This is a genomic window from Nocardia sp. NPDC004123, assembly GCF_053603795.1.
In genome coordinates, this window is sequence record NZ_JBSGGG010000019.1 from 44,550 (window position 1) to 62,747 (window position 18,198).

The 18,198-nt window shown below is 67.7% G+C and carries 20 protein-coding genes; 8 read left to right on the forward strand and 12 right to left on the reverse strand.

Annotation, left to right across the window (positions count from 1 at the left end):
• Positions 1–119: 119 nt before the first annotated feature.
• Positions 120–1,040 carry a ketopantoate reductase family protein gene (locus ACWEQQ_RS27100; protein WP_452350212.1) on the reverse strand — a complete coding sequence of 307 codons (921 nt, stop codon included), beginning with the start codon at positions 1,038–1,040 and terminating at the stop codon, positions 120–122.
• A gap of 64 nt (positions 1,041–1,104) precedes the next feature.
• Entirely contained in the window at positions 1,105–2,847 is a 1,743-nt protein-coding gene (locus tag ACWEQQ_RS27105) for a GAF domain-containing protein (protein WP_452350213.1), read from the reverse strand.
• Between the two features lie 136 nt (positions 2,848–2,983).
• Here ACWEQQ_RS27105 and ACWEQQ_RS27110 point away from each other — a divergent pair, with 136 nt between their 5' ends.
• Positions 2,984–3,544 carry a hypothetical protein gene (locus ACWEQQ_RS27110; RefSeq protein ID WP_452350214.1) on the forward strand — a complete coding sequence of 187 codons (561 nt, stop codon included), beginning with the start codon at positions 2,984–2,986 and terminating at the stop codon, positions 3,542–3,544.
• 126 nt (positions 3,545–3,670) lie between these two features.
• Complete coding sequence (locus ACWEQQ_RS27115) at positions 3,671–3,817, forward strand: hypothetical protein (RefSeq protein ID WP_452350215.1); 147 nt, start codon at positions 3,671–3,673, stop codon at positions 3,815–3,817.
• 148 nt (positions 3,818–3,965) lie between these two features.
• On the opposite strand, the gene ACWEQQ_RS27120 is transcribed toward ACWEQQ_RS27115, so the two are convergent.
• Both ACWEQQ_RS27120 and ACWEQQ_RS27125 read right to left on the reverse strand, forming a co-directional pair.
• Positions 3,966–4,469, reverse strand: coding sequence for a hypothetical protein (locus tag ACWEQQ_RS27120; protein WP_452350216.1), 504 nt, complete (start codon positions 4,467–4,469; stop codon positions 3,966–3,968).
• A 1,014-nt stretch (positions 4,470–5,483) separates the two neighbouring features.
• Positions 5,484–5,873, reverse strand: a complete 390-nt coding sequence (locus ACWEQQ_RS27125) for a hypothetical protein (RefSeq protein ID WP_452350217.1) — start codon at positions 5,871–5,873, stop codon at positions 5,484–5,486.
• Between the two features lie 646 nt (positions 5,874–6,519).
• Between ACWEQQ_RS27125 and ACWEQQ_RS27130 the strand changes: the two genes are divergently transcribed.
• From ACWEQQ_RS27130 to ACWEQQ_RS27150, 5 genes are all read left to right on the forward strand, one after another.
• Positions 6,520–6,984 (forward strand): aminoacyl-tRNA deacylase, encoded by a 465-nt coding sequence (locus ACWEQQ_RS27130; RefSeq protein ID WP_452343099.1) that lies wholly within the window; start codon positions 6,520–6,522, stop codon positions 6,982–6,984.
• 248 nt (positions 6,985–7,232) lie between these two features.
• Positions 7,233–8,141: a non-homologous end joining protein Ku gene (ku, locus tag ACWEQQ_RS27135; RefSeq protein WP_452350218.1), complete on the forward strand. Its 909-nt coding sequence runs from the start codon at positions 7,233–7,235 to the stop codon at positions 8,139–8,141.
• Between the two features lie 75 nt (positions 8,142–8,216).
• Entirely contained in the window at positions 8,217–8,795 is a 579-nt protein-coding gene (locus ACWEQQ_RS27140) for a GNAT family N-acetyltransferase (RefSeq protein ID WP_379390533.1), read from the forward strand.
• A 30-nt stretch (positions 8,796–8,825) separates the two neighbouring features.
• Positions 8,826–9,320: a hypothetical protein gene (locus ACWEQQ_RS27145; RefSeq protein WP_452343102.1), complete on the forward strand. Its 495-nt coding sequence runs from the start codon at positions 8,826–8,828 to the stop codon at positions 9,318–9,320.
• A 102-nt stretch (positions 9,321–9,422) separates the two neighbouring features.
• Positions 9,423–10,415 (forward strand): SMP-30/gluconolactonase/LRE family protein, encoded by a 993-nt coding sequence (locus tag ACWEQQ_RS27150; RefSeq protein ID WP_452350219.1) that lies wholly within the window; start codon positions 9,423–9,425, stop codon positions 10,413–10,415.
• A 2-nt stretch (positions 10,416–10,417) separates the two neighbouring features.
• Here the strand turns inward: ACWEQQ_RS27150 and ACWEQQ_RS27155 are convergent, their stop codons facing one another.
• The 4 genes from ACWEQQ_RS27155 to ACWEQQ_RS27170 form a co-directional block, all read right to left on the reverse strand.
• Entirely contained in the window at positions 10,418–11,041 is a 624-nt protein-coding gene (locus tag ACWEQQ_RS27155; protein ID WP_452350220.1) for a hypothetical protein, read from the reverse strand.
• Positions 11,042–11,152: 111 nt separating this feature from the next.
• Entirely contained in the window at positions 11,153–11,608 is a 456-nt protein-coding gene (locus ACWEQQ_RS27160) for a DUF4189 domain-containing protein (RefSeq protein ID WP_354846753.1), read from the reverse strand.
• Positions 11,609–11,660: 52 nt separating this feature from the next.
• Complete coding sequence (gene lexA, locus ACWEQQ_RS27165) at positions 11,661–12,323, reverse strand: transcriptional repressor LexA (RefSeq protein WP_452350221.1); 663 nt, start codon at positions 12,321–12,323, stop codon at positions 11,661–11,663.
• A 149-nt stretch (positions 12,324–12,472) separates the two neighbouring features.
• Positions 12,473–13,447 carry an NAD(P)H-dependent flavin oxidoreductase gene (locus ACWEQQ_RS27170; protein ID WP_452350222.1) on the reverse strand — a complete coding sequence of 325 codons (975 nt, stop codon included), beginning with the start codon at positions 13,445–13,447 and terminating at the stop codon, positions 12,473–12,475.
• Positions 13,448–13,762: 315 nt separating this feature from the next.
• Between ACWEQQ_RS27170 and ACWEQQ_RS27175 the strand changes: the two genes are divergently transcribed.
• On the forward strand, positions 13,763–14,851 hold the full coding sequence (locus tag ACWEQQ_RS27175; protein ID WP_452350223.1) for an ADP-ribosylglycohydrolase family protein: 1,089 nt from the start codon (positions 13,763–13,765) through the stop codon (positions 14,849–14,851).
• A 445-nt stretch (positions 14,852–15,296) separates the two neighbouring features.
• Here the strand turns inward: ACWEQQ_RS27175 and ACWEQQ_RS27180 are convergent, their stop codons facing one another.
• The 4 genes from ACWEQQ_RS27180 to sufC are packed head-to-tail and all read right to left on the reverse strand — an operon-like array spanning position 15,297 to position 18,184.
• On the reverse strand, positions 15,297–15,653 hold the full coding sequence (locus ACWEQQ_RS27180; protein ID WP_354846745.1) for a metal-sulfur cluster assembly factor: 357 nt from the start codon (positions 15,651–15,653) through the stop codon (positions 15,297–15,299).
• A 2-nt stretch (positions 15,654–15,655) separates the two neighbouring features.
• Positions 15,656–16,129 (reverse strand): Fe-S cluster assembly sulfur transfer protein SufU, encoded by a 474-nt coding sequence (sufU, locus tag ACWEQQ_RS27185; RefSeq protein ID WP_452343108.1) that lies wholly within the window; start codon positions 16,127–16,129, stop codon positions 15,656–15,658.
• A 3-nt stretch (positions 16,130–16,132) separates the two neighbouring features.
• Positions 16,133–17,386, reverse strand: coding sequence for a cysteine desulfurase (locus ACWEQQ_RS27190; protein WP_452350224.1), 1,254 nt, complete (start codon positions 17,384–17,386; stop codon positions 16,133–16,135).
• Positions 17,387–18,184, reverse strand: coding sequence for a Fe-S cluster assembly ATPase SufC (gene sufC / locus ACWEQQ_RS27195; RefSeq protein WP_452350225.1), 798 nt, complete (start codon positions 18,182–18,184; stop codon positions 17,387–17,389).
• Positions 18,185–18,198: the final 14 nt, after the last annotated feature.

Genomic DNA, 18,198 nt, shown 5'->3' on the forward strand with positions numbered 1-18,198 from the left:
GTTTCGGACAGGCTCGCGACCGCGTCGATCATGTGCTCGCAGTTCGACCAACGCGTCGACGGGATCGGTCCTGGCGGGGTCGTAATGAGCAGCGTGATGCAGCGTCTGTTTAATGGCCTCTACGGCACTGCACTGCCCGCATAGACGAAGGTGTCCAGGTCGGGAGCGGCACCCGAAGGCAGCAGGAGCCGGACATCGGTTCGGAGGGCGGCGATCTCGGTGTCACGGGTGGCCCGGGCATGGGGTGCGAGGGCGACGGTGCCCAGGGGGCCGCGCAGGAGCCGACTCCAGTAGCGGGCGGCGAATTCGGTCGGAGTTCTGGTGAACAGGAAGACCAGAGCAGCCGGGGCGACGGCGATCCCGCGACGGCGCAGGGCGAGGAAGCCGCTGCGGGTCGCCCGGACGAAATCGCGCATGACGGCGCGATCGCGGGCGAGTGTCGGCGCATCGTAGTTCGCGCGATCGAGCGCGGCACAGACGGTGGTGACGAACAGGGCATGGGTAGCCAGCCAGTCGGCCATGTGGTCGGTCCCCGCGACGGTGAACCCCGCCCCGGTGAGCAGTTCGGCGGTAGCGCGCTCCGCGCCGCGTCGACGCTCGAGAGTCGTCGGCTGCTGACGGATCTGCAGGTAGGTGACGCTCTCATCGGAATTGAGATAACCGCCGACACCGGGGAATCCAGCGATCAGTCGCTCGGCCCCGATCCGCTCACGCAGTGTGTCGATGCCGAGCGGGTTGTTACAGAGTGGGACGACGTGGTCGCAGCGCACATGCGTGACGAAATCCAGTGCGGCGTCGATCTGATCGCGTCGCACCGTGACGAAGGCGGTGTCGTAGTACGCGCGTGGTGCCTCGAGCAGCGAAATCTGCTGGGTGGTCGATCGGCCGTTGGTGTGCAACGTCAAGGCACCGCCCGCGAGGTTCGCCAGCGTCCTTCCCCGCGCCAGGAGATCGACGTCGTTGCCGGCGGCGGCCAGTCGCGCGGCGTAGATACGGCCGATCACGCCCGCGCCGACTACCAGTACCTTCGCTCCGGCCATGCCCGAGTATCCCATCGCCGCATGCCGGCATCCTCGCTTTTTCCGGCCGGTGCAGCCCCTGGGTTTACAGCGGTGCCGACCAGTGCACGCGGGTGCCGGGCCTGCGGGGGCCGGCAGCGGTGGCGGGGCCGAGTTCGCAGTGTCCGCCGGCGGTTTCGGCGCGGTGGGCGAGGTTGGTCAGGCCGCTGGGGGTCAGCCCGTCGGGCAGGCCGCATCCGTCGTCCTCGACGACGATCACCAGATCGTCGTTCACGGTGAGTTCGACGGTGAGGGTGTCGGCGCCGGAGTGGCGGACCGCGTTGGAGACCGCTTCACGGACGACGGCTTCGGCGTGGTCGGCCAGTGCCGCGTCGACGACGTCGAGGGGACCGGTGACGCGGACGCTGGTGTGCAGGCTGGTGTCGGCGGTGTGCTGGCGGATGATCTCGTCGAGGCGTTGGCGCAGCCGGGTGGGTCCCTCACCGGCGTGCAGGTCGAACACGGAGGTGCGGATCTCGGTGATGACGGTTTGCAGGTCGTCGATGTGGTCGCTGAGGCGTTGGCGAACCTCGGTGTTGCGGGTGCGGGCGGCGGTGCCCTGGGCGGCCATGCCGATCGCGAACAACCGTTGCAGGACGTGGTCGTGCAGGTTGCGGGCTATGCGGTCGCGGTCGGCGAGCACGTCCAGCTCGCGCATGCGCTGTTGGGCTGCGGCCAGTTGCATGGCCAGTGCGGCTTGGCCGGCGAACGCTTCGGTCAGTTCCGCGGTCTCGCGGGGGTAGGGCCGGGTATCGCCGCGCTGGACCACGAGCAGCCCGAGGGTGGCCTCGCCGGTGTGCAGCGGCAGCACCAGCGCGGGGCCTGCTCCGATCGGCAGTGGCTCGGCATTGTCTGTGGTGTCCAGGTGAAGTGGTGTCGCCGAGGCCAGTGCTCGGGCCAGGATCGTGCCCGTGATCGGGATCTGCTCGCCGCGGTGGGTGTGGCCGGGCCCGGACCATTCGGCGATGGCCAGTTCGGTGGCCTCGCCGGCGGGCAGGTCCGGGTCGGGCAGGACAGCCAGCCACGCGTACTGGGAGTCGGACAGGGTACGGACCCGGTCGACGACCTGTCCGAGCACGGTGTCGGGGGTGGTGGTGGCCAGGAAGGCGGTGGTGAGGTCGCGGGTGGCCGCGATCCACGCCTGCCGGGCCTGCGCGGTCTCGTAGAGGCGGGCGTTGTCGATCGCGACACCGGCCGCGGCCGCCAGCGCGGCGACGACGACCTCATCGTCCTCGGTGAACGGCATCGCGTTGGCCTTCTCGGTCAGATACAGGTTGCCGAAGATCTCCCCGCGGATGCGCACCGGCATGCCGAGGAAGCTGCGCATCGGCGGGTGCCCGGGCGGGAATCCCACCGAGTCCGGGTGATCGGCCAGATTGTCCAGGCGGATCGCCTTGGGTTGGGCGAACAGCAACCCGAGCACGCCTCTGCCTTCGGGCAGGTGCCCGATGGCCTCGGCGGTGTCGGCGTCGATGCCTTCGTGGATGAACCGGGCCAGCTGCCCGTCAGGGCCGCGTACCCCCAGCGCGCCGTAGTGGGCATCCACCAGCGTGATCGCGGTGCGCACGATCCGGCGCAGGGTGTCCTCGAGATCCAGGCCGGCGGTCACGGCGAGCATCGCCTCGACCAGGCCGTCGACCCGGTCGCGGGCGTCGATGATCTGCTCGATGCGGTCACGCACCTCGGCGAGCAATTCCCGCAATCGCAGCTGTGACAACGTCTCCCGAATCGTGCCACCGCCGGCGCCGGTGTAACCGTGGTCATTGCCAGCGTCTGTCGAACCTGACATGACGGCAGCACCCCTTTCCTCGACCGGACACCTGGTCGGCACACCAAGGCCCCTTTGCTGCTGAGCCGCGCGAATCAATCCTGGGTGAACACCTCGTATCGGGAACCAGCGCCCTGCCGCCGCGCAGCAGTGTCCGGTGGCAATGATCGCCGCGGAGGGGAAGCCGGGCACCGACACCCTCGGCCGCACCGGCACATTCGGCGACGACAACACCCGTCTGCCGTATCCCGTTGGTCCACACCGTCTCCAGGTCACCACCCGTCGGCGTCCGATCAAACCTGGGCTGTCCCTCGGCGGGTGCGCCACAGACACGTCGAGCACGAACCGCTCGGACACACAGCCCAACCGCAAAACCCCACCTACCATGGAATTACGCCATATCGGCTGTCATTCGCGCGTGGTGGCCAAGGCAGGTGGTGTGGAGTCCTTCGACTCTGCTGCGGGGGTGGGTGCGCCCAGCAGCCTTGGAACCGTGATCATGATTGGTGAGCTGGAGCCGACGCGGACGATCGATGCCGGAATATTCGAGCGGACCGTCGCACGGTTGTGCGTCGAGTTCGAGAGCACCACACCGCGCCGGCAGGTGGAATCGGTACTGCGATGGAGCCTGTCCGACTTGGCCGGCAGCCCGGTCGGTGCCATGCCCGAACTCGGCGAACGCCTTGCCCGCCAGCGCCTATCGGATGGAGCTGTGTGACGTATGGGAGCCCGAGCGCGGACTTTCGGCTCCTGTGGTGCGCCTGCTTGCCGCGCGATCTTGGAACAGCAGCGACAAAGTGGTGGCTGCCCCATCAGAAGCGTCGTCTGCGCCAGGAGGATCCACATGTGTGACACCACTGTCCGGCCCATCAGCAATCAGCGTCAGGAACAGGTCATCTGGCCGGATCCGAGCCCGCTGGCCTCCTGGTGGGACAGCGTCATGGGCGCCGAGCACATCTCGACCCCGCAGTTCCAGCGATCGGTGTCATGACCGAGATGTCGCCTACCGTGACCGGACTGCGTCACTGCTCCTGGCGCGGCCCGAGGTTGGACCGCACTCCTGCCGAAGTCGAAGTCCCGGAGAACGACTGATCGTTTTCCGGGCGCGCCCTGTGTAGTAAGAGGACCGCACCTCGCGGTCAGGGATACACCGCTCGACGACGGCCGATGAGGCCACCCAGTCCGGCACCGGCGAGCGCTGGAACGACCAGCCCGAACAGCGTTGCGGCACCGGCGAATCCGCCCGGCTGCGGCACGGTCGCCCGCGGGTCCACGATCAGCGCCGACATAACGGCGACCGCCAGGGTCGAACCCAGAACGGCACCTGACAGCCAGGCACGCCGTGGCACCGCGAGCCCGAGCGTGAACGCCGCGACCATCAGCACGAGCACCACCACCTGGGACGAGTCGTCGGAGGTCGCGAAGTAGTTGGTAGCGATCACGATCGCAGCCGCCGCAACGAGGCCGATCGGGTAGAGCATCCTGCGCATGATCACCTCTCGAATAACGAACCACACCACTCCGGAGCGCCAGCGGGTCCGTTCGGTGTCGGGCAGGTACTCCGCTTCCGCCAGCAGAGCCTCGGCGAATTCCTTTCGCCGGGGTGGCAAAAGCCGCATCAGCCACCGATTCCACTGAGCCATCACGCCTCCCCCAACGCCGGCCGCCCCAGCGGCCGCCGCACGGCCTCCCTGGTGAACTCGGCTGACTCACAGCCGCGATTTCCGCACCCGCGGCGGTCAACCGGTACAGATGCCGAGGTGGGCGCCCCGCCGCCGGACCGTCCTTCCCACCGGGTCTCCAGCAACTCAGCGTCGGATAGCCGAGCCAGAATCGGATACAGCGTGCCGGAAGCCAGCCCCGTCCGCCGCGCGACCGCATCTGGTCGGCGATGTCGCCTACCGCGAACGCACCGCCACCGGCCTGCGCCACCCGTCCTGGCGCGGACTCCGCTTCGACCGCTCACCAGCGGAAATATCGGTGCCCGAGCACAACTGACCTTCCGCCGCGGGCGGTCGGCCATCGTTGTCTCAACCCGGCTCGAGGCAGGCCACCACTTCCGCAGCGGCGTGGTGAAAGGCCTGATCGGGGCCGTCGCGCCAACGATATTTCTCGGTCACCTCTCCGCGGCGGCCATCTGTGGAGTGCATACCCAGGCACCCCCGCCCGGTTCTTCTCCCGGAGGCCGGGCGGGCCACAGACCGCCTCTGCCGGATCGATGACCGTCCATGCTTGTCGGCACCGTTCGGGATGCGTAGCGGCGACCGGTGTTTCACAATCTTTGCTTACCGGCGTTTTCTCCGGCGCCGGTGTCAGCTCGGCTCGTGTGGTGCAGGCCAGGGCTCGGCTGCCGCGCGGAACTGCTGCACCCCTTGTCACCGGCGGCGACACGCATATCCCCGACCGGTGACCGGCACCCGCGCGCCCCGGCGCACCTGGGCAGGCACGCCTGTGGGGGGCTGGGTGGCCTGGATGCACCCGCGCGTCCAGGCCGCACCCCCGAACCGCTGATCGTGTGGGACGAGCCACATGCTCGGTGGCTTGAGATGTGTTGGAGCACAGACCATTCTGGGTAAGGCGGGTGCGATATCGGCCGCAGTGTGGCGGGGGACCCTTCTGCGTCGGGAGCAGCTCATGTCGATGACCCTGTTGATGACTTAGGAGAGGTGAATCTCCTTGCAACAGTTCATGATACGCGCCACATTGGCTCCCCGGGAGCCCCTTTCGGCGAGGGCGACGCGGTCCTGTCCGTCGTCAAATATGGCGAACCCAACAACTGCTGACAACCGGCGATCGCTCAGGCGAGACGGTCCGGGTGTACCGGATTGGTCGTAGAGCTCGGTGATGAGGAACCCGCTGCGTCCCAGCACTTGTGGGACATCGGTGAGGCGTCGAAACGATTCGGGTCGGATTCCGGAATGGTCGCCGAGGTCGCGGTAGCTGTAGCCGATCGCCTGCAGTGCATGAATTCGACGCCGGACACCGAGGGCTGACACCGGCAGGGCGATCAGCCGGCGGGCAGGGTAGGAGGGTTCGGTGGTGGTCATGCTGCTTCGGCTTTCGGGGAGTAGAGGGCCACGTGGTCTGCACGTCGGCGAAGGGACGGTCGTGGCGGCGGAGGCAGTCGATGAAGTTGTATGCCGGCTCGCGGTACCAGCGGGCTCACGCGGCCATGAGTTCGGCGGCGGTGTAGCGGGCGAGCTCGGGGTGCAGAAACATTAGCCCCGCTAAAATATGCTGATTCGTGCCATTCGCAGCATTCCCTATGGACATAGGCGTCCCGATATGAATTCACTTCAATCAGGCAAGGTCAGCTACCCATAAGCAGATTTGTAAGATGCCTTGCCAACGCGCTTCCCCGCGAGTCACCGAGACCATACGACAGCCAATTGCACACGACTGGCTTTCGAGGAGAAATGCGCACACGACACACACGATTCATCGCCTCTCGATTCTCCGGCCGAAGGGCTCGACGCGATCCGAGGCAGATTCGGGGTGAGCGGGGTCGCAGGCTCGAGCAAGGCTGCTGGCCGCCCTCGATAATCCAGGCGTCGGGGTTGATTGCCAGGCTTGGGCCGACGTGAAGGCAAAGGGTGCAACGTGATTCCATACGTGCGAATGCGATCTATGCTGAACGACACCGGCACAAACACAATATTCACCCGAGACGTTGAGACGAGGGGTGCCATGTCCATGTCTCCCACCCTGCAGGATTGCCTGCGTCAGAAATCCTCGCGGTACGAAGTCGTGAACCACCCTCATAGCGATACGAGCCTGCAGACGGCCGCGGCGGCGCACATCCCCGGCGATCGCCTCGCGAAAACCGTGCTGCTCGAAGACGACAACGGCTATGTCGCAGCCGTGCTACCGGCGACGCAAGCGGTGCGCCTGGCCGATCTCTGGGCGCGGACCGGACGGCATCTGGTGCTCGCGAAGGAAGCCGAGCTGCACAAGCTGTTCACGGACTGCGATACAGGCGCGTTGCCGCCGATCTGCATGGCCTACGGCATGCAGACGTTCCTCGAGCAGGATCTGGCGCTGGAGCCGGAGGTCTATTTCGAGGCCGGCGATCACGAGGCGCTCATCCATATGGCGCAGCGCGAATTCCTGTTGCTGATGGAAACGGCCGAAGTCGCGCATTTTTCGTACCGGATGTAGCGCATCGTGTCTCGAGCCGCAACCAGTGCATGACCGCACGTAGTGGTCCGGGTTCCGAGCCGTTCTCGAGAGCCTGCGAGCACGCAGGCCGGACGGCACGTTGTAGCGGCACCTGCCATCGCGCCCGCGAGCCCAAGCCGCCTACAAGCCGTCAGACGCTCACCAACAACCACCAACGACCAGGGCAAATCCGCAGGTCCCGGTGCGGTGCGGTAGAACGCTGACCTGGGACGACGTACTCTTGCCGAATGCGGTCCATATGGAAGGGCTCCATCGCGTTCGGACTGGTGAATGTCCCCGTGAAGGTCTACACCGCCACGGAGGACCACGACATCAAGTTCCACCAGGTGCACGCCGCCGATGGCGGGCGCATTCGCTACGAGCGGTTGTGCACGGTGGACGGGCAGCCGGTGCAGTATTCCGATATCGACCGGGCCTACGAATCACCCGACGGGGATCGGGTGATTCTCACCGACGAGGATTTCGCCAAACTTCCGGCGGCCGAGAAACACGAAATTCCAGTGTTGCAATTCGTGCCGTCGGAGCAGATCGATCCGATCCTCTTCGACAAGAGCTACTACCTGGAACCCGATTCGACCACGCCGAAAGCCTATGTGCTGCTGGCGAAGACCCTCGAACGAGTGGACCGGGTGGCGCTGGTGCATTTCACCCTGCGCCAGAAGACCCGGCTCGGCGCGCTGCGGGTGCGTGACGGGGTAATGGTGCTGCAGACGCTGCTGTGGCCGGACGAGGTGCGGGCGGTGGCGTTCGACAAGCTCGAGGACGTGACCGAGCCCAAGTCCCAGGAATTGCAGATGGCCGAGACGCTCGTCGACACGCTGTCCGACGATTTCGATCCGAGTCTGTACGTGGACGAATATCAGATCGAATTGAAGAAGCTGCTCGACGAGGCGATCGCCAGCGGTTCCAGCAAGGTCACCCGGGCGCCCGAGGCAGCGGTTCCGGCTATGGATGCCGAGGTCGTGGACCTGGTCGCGGCCCTGCAGCGCAGTCTCGAAGCCTCCGGACGCAAGGCGGGTACCGCACCGGCCGCGCCGGCCAAGGCCACCAAGGCTGCGAAGGCGACCGCGGAGAAGAAGCCCGCCAAGAAAGCCGCGAAGAAGGCTCCGGCCAAGCAGACCCGCAAGGGCGCGTGATAGCACGCCACCCGCGCGGCCTCGCCACCCGGCGGGCGCCCGGGTAGCCAGCACCCACCTGGCAAACTGTCGGGCATGGATTCCGACATATCCAGCCATCCGGACATCGCCGTCGTGCCCATGGGACTCGGGCATCTGCGTCAGGTCATCGACCTCGGCTACCAGGTGTTCGACACCCAGGCCAAGCCCTACACCTCGTGGTCGCTGACCTCGGTGGCCGAGCACCTCGACAGTGCCGGCCGGTCCTGCTGGGTGGCGGTGGATTCGGATCGGGTCGTCGGATTCGTGCTGGCCTCCATGGAATTCGAGCTGCGCGAGGACTGGGCATACCTGGAGTGGATCGCCGTGGCGCCCGATATGCAGGGGCGCGGTGTCGCGGGCCGGCTCATGACCGCGTGCTGCGATCTGCTGTTCCGGCACGGCGCGGCCCGCATCGTGACCGACGTGGAGAACCACAACACGGCCTCGGCGTCCATGATGCGCAGGAACGGGTTCACCGAGGGCACCACGGTGACACTGTTCGTGCGGCCCAATCCGGACGAGGCCGTGGCCGGGGCCGATGAGCAGGTCACCCTCGGACCCGGCACCAAGCGCGATCTCATCCGGCGCGGCCGGATCACCGGGGACGGGCGGCACGGGCGGCCCGCCCGCTAGTTGTCGGACCCTGACGCTACGGTCGCGGGCATGACCGCCGTCGACGAGACCATGACCGCCATCAACGACGCCGTAACCCTTGGCCGCCAAGGTGATACGGCGACGGCGCGAAAGCAGCTGACCGCGCTGTGGGACACCATCGGCGCGGGCGGCGACCCGCTGCACCGGGTCTCGCTCGCCCACTTCCTGGCCGACCTCCAGACGCATGCGGCGGACGCGCTCACCTGGGACATCCGGGCCCTCGATGCCGCCGACACGCTGACCGACGAGCGGGCCCAGGCCCACCATGCGGGGTTGAGTGTCCGGGGCTTCTATCCGTCGCTACACCTGAATCTCGCCGACAACTATCGCCGCCTGGGCGCGTTCGACACCGCCCAGCGCCACCTCGACGACGCCCGCGACCGGCTCGACGCCCTCGACGAGGACGGCTACGGGCTCGGAGTGCGGGCCGGCATCGCGAATGTCGAAGCGGCACTGGCGGAACGCTCCACCGAACAGTTACCCACCCATCCCGCCGCGTCGTAACGGCCGCCTGACCTCCGAAAATGTCGGCCCAGAGATCATTGCCGGGCTGGACCAAGCGATATACGCTGGCCGCGACCACCGCCCAGGGAAGGGAACGCCTCGATGCCGGAGCCGCGATCGGAAGTAGCTGCGCCGCAAGCGGATCCCAGGGGACGACGCGCCGGACTGGGCATGGCCCTCGTGCTGGCCATCGCCGCGGGCGGACCCGTCGCGATGGCCGGCCCGGTCGCCGCCGATGTACCCGGCACGGCCACCCCGGTTTCCTGCTCCCCCGCCGAGCTGGCGATGGGCCTGCCGACCCGCACGCCGGTGGGCGACTGGTCGGAGAATCTGGGATTCGACGCGGCCGGGGACGTCTGGGTCGCGCGCACCTACCGCAATGCGGTGGAACGGTACGACCGGGATGGTCACCTCGTCGTCAGCGTGCCGGTGTCGAGCCCGGGCGCGGTCCGGCTCGGCCCGGACGGGCTGATGTACGTGACATACGGCAATTCACCGTTCGCCGGGCTCACCGGGCAGGGCGGCGTGCTCCGATTCGATCCCGCCGCGGCCGTCCCGCGGCCCGAAGTCTTCGTCTCCGGGCTCGGCCAGGCCAATGGGGCCGTCTTCGATGCGGCCGGGAATCTGTTCGTCGCCGACACCACCGCCAACACCGTGGAGCGGATCCGGCCGGACGGGACCCTCGACACCGAGTGGACCGAGCGGGCCCGGAACGCGCTGGCGGCCAAGGGATCCGGCGCCGACGGGATCGCCGCGGCCGGGAACATCCTCTATGTGACGCTGCTGGAGAGCCCCACGGCACGCATCGTCGCATTGCCCATCGACGATCCGGCCCGGGCCGGTGTCGCCGTCGATCTGGCGCCCGCGCCGCTCACCGCACCGCTGCTCCCCGACGATCTGGCGATCGCTGCCGATGGGTTGCTCTACATCGCCACCGGCAGTGGGCAATTCGTGCGGGCCGATCCGGTCACCCACACCAGCTGCACGCTGCTGTCGGGCCAGCCGCTGACCTCCGTGGCCGTCGACCCGTCCGACGACCACACCTTCATCCTCGGCACCGAGGGCGGCGATGTGCTGAAGGCGCACCTGCGCTGACATCAATTGTCCTGCGCGGCGCGGGCTCTGCCCTCCCGGAAGAACTCCAGCAGGCCCTCGACCGTCGCCACCTCGGCGCGCGGGCGCATCGCCCCGAAGGACGTGTTCCAGAACTCGCCCTGGCGCCGGGTCCACGGCCCGACATACGCGTAGGGCTGCGGGTTGTCCCAATCCCCTGGGGAGACACCGTAATTCACCTCGTCGACCGCGGCGGACAGATCGAAGTGCTCGGGCCACAGCACCGGTTGTTCCTCGGCGAAGCGCCGTAATGCAATGTCTCCCACCGCGAACCAGTCGTGCACCCTGGTAGCGGCGTCGACGTCGACGCTGAAGGGTTCGTCCGGATCCATGCGGGTGCCATCGGCATACAGGCCCGCGGGCGGGGCGTCGGCCGCGAACCCGGCGGTCGAAGCGAGGTCACTGTAGGTGCCGTGCAGGCGGATGCGGCCCTGTGGCCACACCAGATCGGTGCCCGTCACCGACACCGGCCACTTGATGCCGGTGAAGCCGCCCAGCACGATACGCATGCGGATACTGCCGAATCGGCGGTACTGCGGGCCGGCGATCAGCAGTTCGGCCGCCGCGTGCATGGCGAACCGGGTGTCCTCGTAGGTGATGTCGTCCACCGGGAAATCATCTCCGTCCGGCCGGGAGTGTTGCTGGAAAATGGAGTCCGGCAAACAAAACAGCGCCACACCGGACGAATCCGGTGTGGCGCCTGGGTGATTCGCGATCGGTCAGCTCGCGTTGTCGGTGCACGCCGACAGGATGACCTTGGCCTGGCGCGGCGAGGACGACCCCGTGTCCGGGAAACCCGGGGCGCTCTTGCCGAGCACGTTGATGGCGGCCGACTCGGCCTCCACCTTGGACGGGGCCCACGCCCAGCCGAAGCGGGTGTCGGCGCCCTGTGCGACCGCGCCGCAGGCATTGGCGAAGTGCACGACGACCGCGCAATCGCCGCCGCCGCACTTGTCCACGGCGGTGCTGTCCGCGCTGTCCCAACTGCCGTAGTTCACGGCATAGGCGACGTTTCCGGTGCTCTTGGACAGCGCAAGCGCGCCGTACAGGTCACCGGAGGTGGCGACGAAGACCGGTTCACTGTCCGCCGCGGAGGCGGTTCCGGCGGCCACGGTGCCGATCGCGGCCATCGACGTAACGGCGAGGCCTACACCGGCCTTGCGCAGCAACGACATTCGATACTCCCCGGGGATGGAAGGTAATAACGGCCGTCATCATGCCAGACGCTCAGACCCTGCGCATGACCGAGACAACCTTACCCAGCACCTGGGCATGGTCGCCATCGATCACCGGGTAGGCCGCATTGCGCGGCTCCAGATACACATGCCCATTGGCGCGGCGGTAGACCTTGACCGTGGCCTCGCCGTCGATCATGGCGGCCACGATCTCGCCGGTGTGCGCCTCCTGCTGCTTGCGCACCACCACGATGTCGCCGTCACAGATGGCGGCGTCGACCATGGAGTCACCGCGAACCCGCAGGCCGAAGACGGTGCCGCGGCCCACCAGCTCGCGCGGCAGGGACAACACGTCGTCGGTGTGCTCCTCGGCCAGAATCGGCGTACCGGCCGCGATATCGCCCACCACGGGCACCGGCACCGAATTCTCGTCCTGCTGCCGCTGCGGCCCGGTCGCCCGCAGGAACAGCCGCACATCCATGGGCCGGGTCACCGAGTCACTACGCTTGAGAAACCCCCGCTCCTCCAATTCGCGTAAATGCCGCAAAACCGACGAAGCCGACTTCAGTCCGACCGCATCGCCGATCTCCCGGGTGCTCGGCGAATACCCGTGCCGCTGCACCCAATCGCGAATACTGCACAGAATCCGCTGCTGCCGCTCCGGCAATGTGGAGGTGTCGAGATGCTCGAACCCGTCGAAGTCGTCATAGGTCACCGGAGAATCCTACGGTCCGAACCGGCTGTTCCCGGCCACGACCGGCCGTGTCCCTCCCGGTCACGACAGGCTGCGTCATTCCGGCGGCGACCGGTTGCGTCATTCCCGCCAACTACCGGCCGTGTCATTGCCGGCGACTACCGGCAGTGTCACTCCCTGGAACGACCAGCCGCGGCCCGCGCGAGTGCCGCCTCGGCCTCGGCGGCGATGGCGCCGACCAAGTCGGCCGCGGGTTGCACACTGTCGATGAGATCGACCGCCTCGCTCGCCCACACCGGGGTCGGCGGCAGCTCCCCGCTCGCCACCGCCGTGCGGTACGCCCGCCGGGCATCCTCATCACCGATGAGCTCGGATTCGCGCCCGCGCCACTGGTCGAGAATCGGGTGCGGCAGCGTGCGCGCGGTGTATTCCGGCGGCCAGTTCGCATCGCGCACGATGTCCAGCACGCTACTGCGCTCGGTGTTCTCGCCCCGGCCCTCGACAATGGCCTTGCCGACGAAGGGATCCGCCAGCGTCTCGATGCTGGCCTGGAATCGTGTACCGATCAGAGCCCCCGCCGCCCCCAGGGTCAACGCGGCCGCCAGCCCCCGCCCATCCGCAATACCGCCCGCCGCGAGCACCGGAACCGGCGCAACCTGATCGACCACTGCCGGCACGAAGCTCAACGTCGAACGCCCCCGCCGCGCACCATGACCACCACCCTCGGTCCCCTGCGCCACAATCACATCCGCCCCCACCGCCACCGCCCGCTCCGCCTCGGCCATATCGGTCACCTGGACAATCAAAACCGCGCCCGCCGCCCGGATCGCCCCGGCGAAGGGCCGCGGATCCCCGAACGACAGCATCACCGCCCGCGGCCGGTACGTCAGCGCCAGTTCCACCACCGACCGGGACGCACCCCAGGCAAGAAACCCTATCCCCCAAGGCCTTCCGGTTCGCTCACTGACAATCCGCAGCTCCCGCTCGACCCACTCCGCATCGGCACGGCCACCCCCGACCATCCCGAGCCCGCCGCCCTCGGACACCGCTGCGGCCAGAGCCCCACCGGCCGACCCACCCATCGGCGCCGACACGATCGGACACTGCACCCCGAGCAGCTCGGTGAACGCACTGCGTAATGCCATGGGCCCCTCCGCTTCCGCACCAACGCGTGGCCGCGAGCCGCCCACGCCGGTTCCCACGGTAGCGCCACGCCCGCGGCGACACCGGTCAGAACAAGCGCGGCCACGCCTTCGCGCCCAGGATCTGGACGGTGCGGCAGGCGTAGTCGGCACTGCCGTCGGTCAGGACCACCGACGGCTACCGACTCGGAAAGGCTGTCCGGCAGCGGGATACGAGCCACAGGGACCTGCTTGCCGGGCCGCCGTTGCCAGGTCCTGCCCGCGACGGATGCAACGCATGGTGACAGCTCTGCGGGCGACGCGCATAGGGTGGGTGGCGTGCAAGATCACGAGAGGCTGTTCGACCGGGTGCGCGGGGCGCTGCTGGGTGGGGCGATCGGGGACGCGCTGGGGTGGCCGATCGAGTTCCTGTCGCTGCAGCAGATCCGGGGGCGGTACGGGGCGGCGGGGGTCACCGGATTCCTGCCCGGCCCGGATCCGGCCGCGCCACAGCAGATTACCGACGACACCCAGATGACGCTGTTCACCGCCGAGGGGCTGCTGCGCTGTCCGCCGGGTGCGGACCCCGCGCCGGTGTTGCGACGCGCCTACCTGCGGTGGCGGGATACTCAACAGCAGGAGAAGCCTGCGGCCGATGTGGACGGGTGGCTGGCGGGGCACCGATTCCTGTATGCCATGCGGTCTCCGGGCAATGCCTGCCTGACCGGGCTGCGGCGGCAGGCCGAGGGGTTCGTGCCGCCGTTGGAGTTCGGGGAGCCGGGGCCGGTGAATCCGAAGTCGAAGGGGTGCGGGACCGTGATGCGGTCGGCACCGTTCGGGCTGGCCGGATTCGGCGCCGACCGCGCGTTCTATACCGCCATGCGATGCGCCCAGCTCACCCACGGCCACCCGACCGGCTACCTCGCGGCGGGTGCCCTCGCCATCTTGATCGACAGCGTCCTGTCCGGAACCGAGCTACCGATCGCGGTGCAGGACACCATCTCCCGGCTCGCCCCGATGCCCGCGAGCGCGGAGACGATCACCGCCCTGGCCGCCGCCCTCACCACCGCGCACCTGGGTGACCCCACCCCGGAGCGGCTGGAGCGAATCGGCGCGGGGTGGTGCGCCGAGGAGTGCCTGGCCATCGCCGTGTACTGCGCACTGCACACCTACCGCACCGGCGACATTCGCGCCGGGCTCCTGCTGTCGGTCAACCACTCCGGCGACTCCGACTCCACCGGCGCGGTGGCAGGCAACCTCATCGGCGCCATCCACGGCCTCGAGGCCCTGCCCATGGATTGGGTGGCCGCCGTCGAGGGTCGCGACGAATTGTTCCGAGTCGCCGACGATCTCGTCCTCAACTTCTTCTACGACGATCGCACGGCCCTGGCCGACCGCTACCCCCTCGACCGAGGCCTCGACCAGTGATCGGGAAGTGCGTCGTCCACGAATTCCGGACCGTACGAACCGAATCGCCGAATCCCTTCCAGGTCAACGACATAGGGGCATGATTCCGTGGACAAGGCTTCCTCCCCCAGTGAAAACGTCGGCCGACCGTAACACGGTGGGCCGACCATTCTTTCGGTTCAGCGTCATGGCTCGGTAGCCGGACGACTCAGTCGTCCATGATGCCGCAGCGCGGAGGCGGGCGGTGATGTGGCGGGCGGATGGCCGGGGCCGACCCGGTAGCGCGACGGGTCGAAGCCGGCGGCGGGAGGCAGGTCGATGGCCTCGTCAGGGATCACTCCCTGCTGGATCCGACTATCGCACAGTGGTTCCGGTCAGCCGAATGACTATGGACTCGAGCCGAAAACGACGATGCGGGCCGATCCGTATCGGATCGGCCCGCATCGTAGGCGGATTGCTGGTCCCGCTAGACCGTGAAGCCGAGGGCGCGCAGCTGTTCGCGGCCGTCGTCGGTGATCTTGTCGGGGCCCCACGGGGGCATCCAGACCCAGTTGATCTGGAGGTCTTCGGCGAGGCCGGAGCGCACGAGGGCGTTGCGGGACTGGTCCTCGATGACGTCGGTCAACGGGCAGGCCGGGGAGGTCAGGGTCATGTCGAGTTTGGCGATGCCGTCCTCGAAGGTCATGCCGTAGACCAGGCCGAGGTCGACGACATTGATGCCGAGCTCGGGGTCGACGACGTCGCGCATCGCCTCCTCCATGTCCTCGAGGTGCTGGATCTCCTCGGGGGTGAGTTCCTTGGCCTGCTGGTCGGTTTCGCTCATCTCTACTCCCCGTTACCCATCGTCTTCTTGGCTTCCTCGGCCGAGGCTATCCGCACCACGGCATCCTTGAACGCCATCCAGCCCAGCAGCGCGCACTTCACGCGGGCGGGGTACTTGGAGACGCCGACGAACGCGATGCCGTCGCCGATCACCTCTTCGTCGCCCTCGACGGTGCCGCGGCTGGTGACCATCTCGTCGAACGCCTCGACCACCTTCAGCGCCTGCTGCACCGGCAGGCCGATGACCTGGTCGGTGAGCACCGAGGTGGACGCCTGGCTGATCGAGCAACCCTGGCCGTCGTAGGACACGTCCTTGACGTCGCCGTTGCCGTCGATGTGCACACGCAGCGTCACCTCGTCACCGCAGGTGGGGTTGACGTGGTGCACCTCGGCGCCGAAGGGCTCGCGCAGCCCTCGGTGGTGCGGGTGCTTGTAGTGGTCCAGGATGACTTCCTGGTACATCTGCTCCATGCGCATGTTCTATGCAACTCCGAAGAAGCTCTGGGCCTTCCGCACCGCGGCCACCAGCTGATCGACCTCGTCGAGGGTGTTGTACACCGCGAACGAGGCCCGCGCGGTCGCGGCGATACCGAAGTGCCGGTGCAGCGGCCACGCGCAGTGGTGACCCACCCGGACTGCGACACCCTGGTCGTCGAGGATCTGGCCGACGTCGTGGGCGTGAACACCGTCCACCAGGAACGACACCGCGCCGCCGCGGTTCACGTTCTCGGTCGGGCCGATGATGCGGACGCCGTCGATCTCGCCCAGGCCCTCCAGTGCCGCTCCGATGAGCGAGTGCTCGTGCGCCGCAACGGCTTCCATGCCGACTTCGCTCAGATACCGGACAGCCGCGCCCAATCCGACGACCTGCGAGATCATCTGCGAGCCCGCCTCGAACCGCAGCGGCGGCGGAGCGAAGGTCGAGTGATCCATGTACACGGTCTCGATCATGGAACCACCGGTGATGAACGGCGGGGTGTCCTCGAGCAGCTCACGGCGGCCGTACAGGATGCCGACACCCGAGGGGCCCAGCATCTTGTGGCCGGAGAAGGCGGCGAAGTCGACGCCCAGCGCCTTGAAGTCCACCGGCATGTGCGGCACCGACTGGCAGGCGTCCAGCACCACGATCGCGCCGACTTCCTTTGCGCGGCGCACCAATTCGGTGACATCCGCGACCGCGCCGGTCACGTTCGACTGGTGGGTGAAGGCGACCACCTTGGTGGCCGGCGACAGCTCCAGCGAGTCCAGGTCGATGCGACCCTCGTCGGTGATGCCGTACCACTTCAGCGTCGCACCGGTCCGGCGTGCGAGCTCCTGCCACGGCACGAGATTCGCGTGATGTTCGAGCTCGGTGATGACGATCTCGTCGCCGGGCCCGACGCGGTACGGGAATCGGTCGTCGGAGAAGGCGTAGGCCACCACGTTCAGCGACTCGGTCGCGTTCTTGGTGTACACGATCTCGTCCGCGCCGACGCCGACGAACGCCGCGATCGCCGCGCGCGCCGCCTCGTAGGCCTCATTGGCCTCCTCGGCGAGCTGATGCGCGCTGCGATGCACGGCCGCGTTGTGTTCGAGCAGGAATTCCCGCTCGGCGTCGAGCACCTGCAGCGGACGTTGCGACGTCGCACCGGAATCCAAGTACGCCAACGGTTTTCCGTCGCGCACGGTCCGGCTCAGGATCGGGAAGTCGGCCCGGATCCTGGCGATGTCGAGAGTCCCCACGGTGCTGGTCATTTAGGCTCCTACGACAGAATCTGATTCGCGGCTCGCCGCGGATGAGGTGAAGCGCACGTAGCCGTTGGCATCGAGCTCCTCGGCCAGCTCGGAGCCGCCCTCGGCCACGATGCGACCGCCCACGAACACGTGAACGAAGTCCGGCTGGATGTAGCGCAGGATGCGGGTGTAGTGGGTGATCAGCAGGATGCCGCCGGTCTCCCGCTCCTTGTAACGGTTCACACCCTCGGAAACAATCCGCAGCGCGTCTACGTCCAGACCCGAGTCGGTCTCGTCGAGGATGGCGATCTTCGGCTTGAGCAGGCTCAGCTGCAGGATCTCCTGGCGCTTCTTCTCACCGCCGGAGAAACCCTCGTTGACCGAGCGATCGCCGAAGGCCGGATCGATGTCCAGCTCGGACATGCCCTCCTTGACTTCCTTCACCCAGGTGCGCAGCTTGGGGGCCTCGCCGCGGACGGCGGTGGCGGCGGTGCGCAGGAAGTTCGAGACCGAGACGCCCGGGACCTCGACGGGGTACTGCATGGCCAGGAACAGGCCCGCCCGCGCCCGCTCGTCGACCGACATCTCCAGCACGTTCTCGCCGTCGAGGGTGATGGTGCCCTGGGTGACGGTGTACTTGGGGTGCCCGGCGATGGCGTAGGACAGGGTCGACTTGCCGGAGCCGTTGGGGCCCATGATCGCGTGGGTCTCACCGGACTTCACGGTCAGGTTGACGCCCTTGAGGATCTTGATGGGCTCGGCGTTCTCGTCCGAGTTGGCGACCTCGACGTGCAGGTCGTTGATTTCCAGGGTGGTCATCGAATTCGAATTCC

Bases quoted from the DNA above. Each gene is read 5' to 3' on its own strand.
- ACWEQQ_RS27100 (WP_452350212.1), bottom strand. From the start codon at position 1,040: ATGGCCGGAGCGAAGGTACTGGTAGTCGGCGCGGGCGTGATCGGCCGT.
- ACWEQQ_RS27105 (WP_452350213.1), bottom strand. From the start codon at position 2,847: ATGTCAGGTTCGACAGACGCTGGCAATGACCACGGTTACACCGGCGCC.
- ACWEQQ_RS27115 (WP_452350215.1), top strand. From the start codon at position 3,671: ATGTGTGACACCACTGTCCGGCCCATCAGCAATCAGCGTCAGGAACAG.
- ACWEQQ_RS27120 (WP_452350216.1), bottom strand. From the start codon at position 4,469: ATGGCTCAGTGGAATCGGTGGCTGATGCGGCTTTTGCCACCCCGGCGA.
- ACWEQQ_RS27125 (WP_452350217.1), bottom strand. From the start codon at position 5,873: ATGACCACCACCGAACCCTCCTACCCTGCCCGCCGGCTGATCGCCCTG.
- ACWEQQ_RS27130 (WP_452343099.1), top strand. From the start codon at position 6,520: ATGTCTCCCACCCTGCAGGATTGCCTGCGTCAGAAATCCTCGCGGTAC.
- ku (WP_452350218.1), top strand. From the start codon at position 7,233: ATGCGGTCCATATGGAAGGGCTCCATCGCGTTCGGACTGGTGAATGTC.
- ACWEQQ_RS27140 (WP_379390533.1), top strand. From the start codon at position 8,217: ATGGATTCCGACATATCCAGCCATCCGGACATCGCCGTCGTGCCCATG.
- ACWEQQ_RS27145 (WP_452343102.1), top strand. From the start codon at position 8,826: ATGACCGCCGTCGACGAGACCATGACCGCCATCAACGACGCCGTAACC.
- ACWEQQ_RS27150 (WP_452350219.1), top strand. From the start codon at position 9,423: ATGCCGGAGCCGCGATCGGAAGTAGCTGCGCCGCAAGCGGATCCCAGG.
- ACWEQQ_RS27160 (WP_354846753.1), bottom strand. From the start codon at position 11,608: ATGTCGTTGCTGCGCAAGGCCGGTGTAGGCCTCGCCGTTACGTCGATG.
- ACWEQQ_RS27170 (WP_452350222.1), bottom strand. From the start codon at position 13,447: ATGGCATTACGCAGTGCGTTCACCGAGCTGCTCGGGGTGCAGTGTCCG.
- ACWEQQ_RS27180 (WP_354846745.1), bottom strand. From the start codon at position 15,653: ATGAGCGAAACCGACCAGCAGGCCAAGGAACTCACCCCCGAGGAGATC.
- sufU (WP_452343108.1), bottom strand. From the start codon at position 16,129: ATGCGCATGGAGCAGATGTACCAGGAAGTCATCCTGGACCACTACAAG.
- ACWEQQ_RS27190 (WP_452350224.1), bottom strand. From the start codon at position 17,386: ATGACCAGCACCGTGGGGACTCTCGACATCGCCAGGATCCGGGCCGAC.
- sufC (WP_452350225.1), bottom strand. From the start codon at position 18,184: ATGACCACCCTGGAAATCAACGACCTGCACGTCGAGGTCGCCAACTCG.